Source organism: Micromonospora sp. RV43, from assembly GCF_001029515.1.
In the GTDB taxonomy this organism is placed as follows: Bacteria; Actinomycetota; Actinomycetes; order Mycobacteriales; family Micromonosporaceae; genus Micromonospora; species Micromonospora aurantiaca.
The window spans coordinates 1-4,342 of the sequence record NZ_LEKG01000308.1 but is presented as its reverse complement, the minus strand read 5'-3'; the positions used below and the strand labels follow the sequence as shown (position 1 = coordinate 4,342).

The 4,342-nt window shown below is 73.2% G+C and carries 5 protein-coding genes; 3 read left to right on the top strand and 2 right to left on the bottom strand.

All coding sequences use genetic code 11. From position 1 onward, the window contains the following. Positions 1–345 (bottom strand): hypothetical protein, encoded by a 345-nt coding sequence (locus ABD52_RS36480; protein ID WP_047894758.1) that lies wholly within the window; start codon positions 343–345, stop codon positions 1–3. An 80-nt stretch (positions 346–425) separates the two neighbouring features. Beyond that, on the bottom strand, positions 426–1,643 hold the full coding sequence (locus tag ABD52_RS36475; RefSeq protein WP_047894757.1) for an acyltransferase: 1,218 nt from the start codon (positions 1,641–1,643) through the stop codon (positions 426–428). Between the two features lie 155 nt (positions 1,644–1,798). On the opposite strand from ABD52_RS36475, the gene ABD52_RS36470 reads away from it, so the two are divergent. From ABD52_RS36470 to ABD52_RS36460, 3 genes are all read left to right on the top strand, one after another. Next, a complete protein-coding gene (locus ABD52_RS36470; RefSeq protein WP_047894756.1) occupies positions 1,799–3,124 on the top strand; it encodes a polysaccharide pyruvyl transferase family protein in 1,326 nt (441 codons plus the stop codon). Between the two features lie 40 nt (positions 3,125–3,164). Next, positions 3,165–3,800, top strand: coding sequence for an alpha-ketoglutarate-dependent dioxygenase AlkB (locus ABD52_RS36465; protein ID WP_047894755.1), 636 nt, complete (start codon positions 3,165–3,167; stop codon positions 3,798–3,800). Positions 3,801–3,894: 94 nt separating this feature from the next. Then, a partial coding sequence (locus ABD52_RS36460; RefSeq protein WP_047894754.1) for a solute carrier family 23 protein occupies positions 3,895–4,342 on the top strand: 448 nt, incomplete at its 3' end.

Sequence of the window (4,342 nt, the reverse complement as noted above, 5' to 3'; positions counted from 1 at the left end):
TCAGCGGGCGGGCGGTGCCCGCGGGCCGGCCGGTGCGACGGCCCGTCCGGCCGGGACCGGCTCCACGACGGCCGGGGCGGCCACCCGGGGCGCGGGCGCCGGAACCCCGGCGGGAGCGGCCTGCCGCTCGGCCACGCGGTCGGCCTCCGGCCGCGCCGCGGTCGAGGCGCCGGTGACCGTGTACGTCGAGGCGGCGACCGCCGGGGCCGGGGCGGCAGCGGCGACGCCGGCCGGCAGCGTGGCGGCGCCGAACGAACAGGCGACGACCACGGCGAGACTGGCGAGCATCCGGGCGGTCCAGCGCGCCACCCACCACACGGGGCAGGTGAGCGCGATCGGAAGCACGGGTACAAATTACCGCCGATCCCCCACGAACGCACCGCCGCACGGCGTGTCGCGGATCGACCGGCGGACGTGTGCGCGTGTCAGTCCGGTCGACGCCGCCCGGCGTACTCGATGTCCTCGGCCGGACCGGTGACGGGCCTCGCGCCGCCGTCGGCGGCCGGGCTGGTGGCGGCCTCGGCGGGCTCGCGCGGAGTCGGCACGGCCGGTGCGCGCGACGCCGCGCGGGCCCGGCGGGACGGGCCGAGCAGGCGCATCATCGGTGTCTCCACCCAGCGGTGGAGCGCGGCGGCCAGCGCGAGCGTGACCACCAGGAAGCCGAGCACCGCGACCGGGCCGCGCCAGCCGGGCAGCCCGCTCCCCCAGTGCCCGGTCAGCCGCAGCACAGTGACCATGACGAGCACGTGCACCAGGTAGAAGGCGAACGAGACCTCACCGAGCCAGACCATCGCCCGGGACCGCCAGGGGGTGGGGCGGCCGCGCACGTCGGCGTCCGCCGCGGCGGCGATGACCAGGAGGTACGCGACAGCGAGCAGCGCCGCCCAGAACTCGGCCGGGATCCACAGCGCGGCGATCACCCAGGTGGCGACGAAGATCCCGGTGGCGGCGGCGAGGTTCGGTCCGCGCCAGCGGTGCCGGCGCATCAGCTCGGCGGCGGCCACGCCCATCCAGAACTCCAGCGACCGGGTCACCGGGAAGATCTGGGTGAACCACCACCGCTGCTCCTCCGGCACGAGCTGCTGGCCGGGCCACAGCGCCAGGATGAGCAGTGGTGCCGCGACCAGCACGGTCCGCAGCACGCCGGTACGGGCCCGGCGCAGCCACGGCACCACGAGCGGCAGGCACAGGTAGAAGGCCAGCTCGCAGGAGAGCGACCAGCTCACGTTGTTGACGCTGTAGAAGTAGCCGCCCAGCGGGATCCATGCCTGGACCAGGAAGAAGTTGGCGATCGCGGCCCACGGCACGACCGGGTCGGCGAACCAGGCCGCTACGGCCAGCGCCGCGACGAACGTCACCACGTGGTTCGGGTAGATCTTGGCGAACCGGCGGCGCAGGAACGTCCACGCGCGCTCCCCGTCCCGGTACGACCAGACCAGCACGAACCCGCTGAGGATGAAGAAGAACTCGACGCCGGACAGGCCCAGGCTGAACGCCTTGTCGACCAGGGGCTTCAGGTGCGGCTCGGCGATGATCCCCATGGTCCCGGCGTGGAAGCCGAAGACCAGCAGCGCGGCCACCCACCGCAATCCGGTCAGCGACGGCAGTCGCGGGGCACGGGTGACGGTCGGCGCGCTGGTCATTCCGGGCACCCTACCCCGGGGAACCGGGACGTTCCCGGCGAGCCGACGTCCGCTCGGCTCCGCTCGGGCGGCGGATAGGATTTCCGTTCTGCACGCGCGGGCACCCACCCGGCTCCCGCCCGCACGCCGTGCCGTACGGAAGGTGAGCGAACCGGATGCACCAGCGGATCCTGCTCCGCGCCCGCAAGGGCCCGTTCGACGTCCTCACGCCCGAGGAGACGTTCGCCGGTAACTGGATCGGGGACAACAGCGGCAACCTGGTCTTCAGCCACGCCGCGCACAAGCTGCTCGCCACCTCCTCGGCCGAGATCACACCGACACGCACCCCGGCCGACCCGCGTCTCGCCGACGAGATCAACGAACGCCACGACGTGTTCGTCGTACCGCTGGCGAACGCGTTCCGCCGCAGCTTCGTGCACCGCCTGACGCCGCTGACCCGGCTGATCGAACGGCTGAAGATCCCGGTGGTGGTGCTCGGCGTCGGCGTGCAGACGAACGTCGACGGCGACCGCGAGTACCTGCGGCCGATCGACGAGCCGGTCCGCGCGTTCTGCAAGGCCGTGCTGGACCGGTCGCACAGCATCGGCGTACGCGGCGAGGTGACCGAGAGCTACCTCAACGCGCTGGGCTTCTCCGCCGTGGAGCAGATCGGCTGCCCGTCGATGTTCCTGCACGGCGACACGTTCCAGCTGGAGAAGACCCGCCCGGAGCTGACCGCCGACTCGAAGGTCGCGCTCACCATCTCCCCGTACGTCCGCTCGATGGCCTCGGTGGTCCGCCACCACCAGGAGCGCTACCCGAACCTCTGCTACGTGCCGCAGGACCTGCGGACGCTCGGCACCCTGCTCTACGGCGACGCGCCCGAGCACCGGGGCCAGAGCAGCGACATCCCGCTGCACACCTCGCACCCGCTGTTCGCGGAGGACAAGGTGCGCATGTTCGTCGACCCGTGGACCTGGATGTCGCACCTGTCCGGGTACGACTTCGCGTTCGGCACCCGCATCCACGGCACCATCACCGCGCTCGTCGCGGGAACGCCCGGCTACCTGTTCGCGCACGACTCGCGCACCCTGGAACTGGCCCGCTACTTCGGCATCCCGCACCGGATCATGCGGGACGTGCCGGCCGACGTCGACGCCGCCGACCTCTACGCGGAGGCCGACTACACAGCGCTCAACGACGGCCACAAGGCCCGCTTCGAGACCATCACCGCGTTCCTGCGCAAGCACGACCTCGGCACCTCGTTCGCCGACGGCGACAGCGCCGCGCGCTTCGACAGGCAGGTCGGCGAGACGGTGTTCCCGCCGGCCGTCCGGCCCGCCGCCGCCACCACGCCGGCCGAGCTGCTGACCCGCATCGAACGGCTGCGCGACGAGAACGCCACGCTCACCGCCACCATCGACGCGCTGCGCTCGCAGCAGCTCCGGGAGCGGATCAAGCAGGCCGTCCCGGGCAAGGTCCGCCGGATGCTGCGGCGCTGATCGTCGTACGCCTGTTCGAGAGCGGGGTACGATCGGCTGCGTGTCCGACGCGTACCAGCCCTCGATGCTCGACCTGGCCGAGCAGGGCCCGACCCTGGGCCCGCTCGCCGGGGCGCTGCGCCGGCACGAACTGAGCCGGGGCGCCTGGGTCGATCACCTGCCCGGCTGGGTGCGCGGCTCCGACGAGGTGCTCGACACGCTGCGCCACGACGTGCCCTGGCGGGCCGAACGCCGGACCATGTACGACACCGAGGTCGACGTGCCCCGGCTGCTCTGCTGGTACGCCGCCGGCCGGCCGCTGCCGCACCCGGTGCTCACCGAGGCCCGGGACGCGCTCACCCGGCACTACGCGCCCGAACTGGGCGAGCCGTTCGTCACCGCCGGCATGTGCCTCTACCGCGACGGCCGCGACAGCGTGGCCTGGCACGGCGACACCCTCGGCCGCTCCGCGCACACCGACACCATGGTGGCGATCGTCTCGTTCGGCTCCCCGCGCGCGCTGCTGCTGCGCCCGCGCGGCGGAGGCGGCGGCAGCCTGCGGTTCCCGCTCGGCCACGGCGACCTCGTGGTCATGGGCGGCTCCTGCCAGCGCACCTGGGAGCACGCGGTGCCGAAGACCAGCCGGCCGGTCGGCCCCCGGGTCAGCGTCCAGTTCCGTCCCACCGGCGTCGCCTGAGCCGGGGCGGGCCCCCATCGCCGCAGGGCACGTGCTAGAAACAACTCCCAGGGTCGATCACGCCCCCGTCACCCGATGACGCGAAGGGCGACCGATGACCCAGTCCCCCACCTCCCGCTGGTCCCCGTGGACCCTGCACGGCGACGGCCGCCACGTACGCCCCGGCGACGTGGTCGCACCCGACGAACGGCTCTCCTGGCCGCGCACCATCGGCGTGGGCGTGCAGCACGTGGTCGCCATGTTCGGCGCCACCTTCACCGTCCCGCTGATCACCGGCTTCCCGCCCGCCACCACGCTGCTGTTCTCCGGGCTCGGCACGCTGCTGTTCCTGCTGATCACCGGCAACCGGCTGCCCTCGTACCTCGGCTCGTCGTTCGCGTTCATCGCGCCGGTCCTGGCCGCGAAGACCGACGGCGGCATCGGCGCGGCCCTCGGCGGCATCGTGGTCGCGGGCGTCGCGCTGGCGATCGTCGGCGTGGTGGTGCAGGTGGCCGGATCCCGCTGGATCGACGCGCTGATGCCGCCTGTGGTCACCGGCGCGA

Coding starts and splice junctions, on each gene's coding strand:
- ABD52_RS36475 (WP_047894757.1), bottom strand. CDS start 1,643: ATGACCAGCGCGCCGACCGTCACCCGTGCCCCGCGACTGCCGTCGCTG.
- ABD52_RS36470 (WP_047894756.1), top strand. CDS start 1,799: ATGCACCAGCGGATCCTGCTCCGCGCCCGCAAGGGCCCGTTCGACGTC.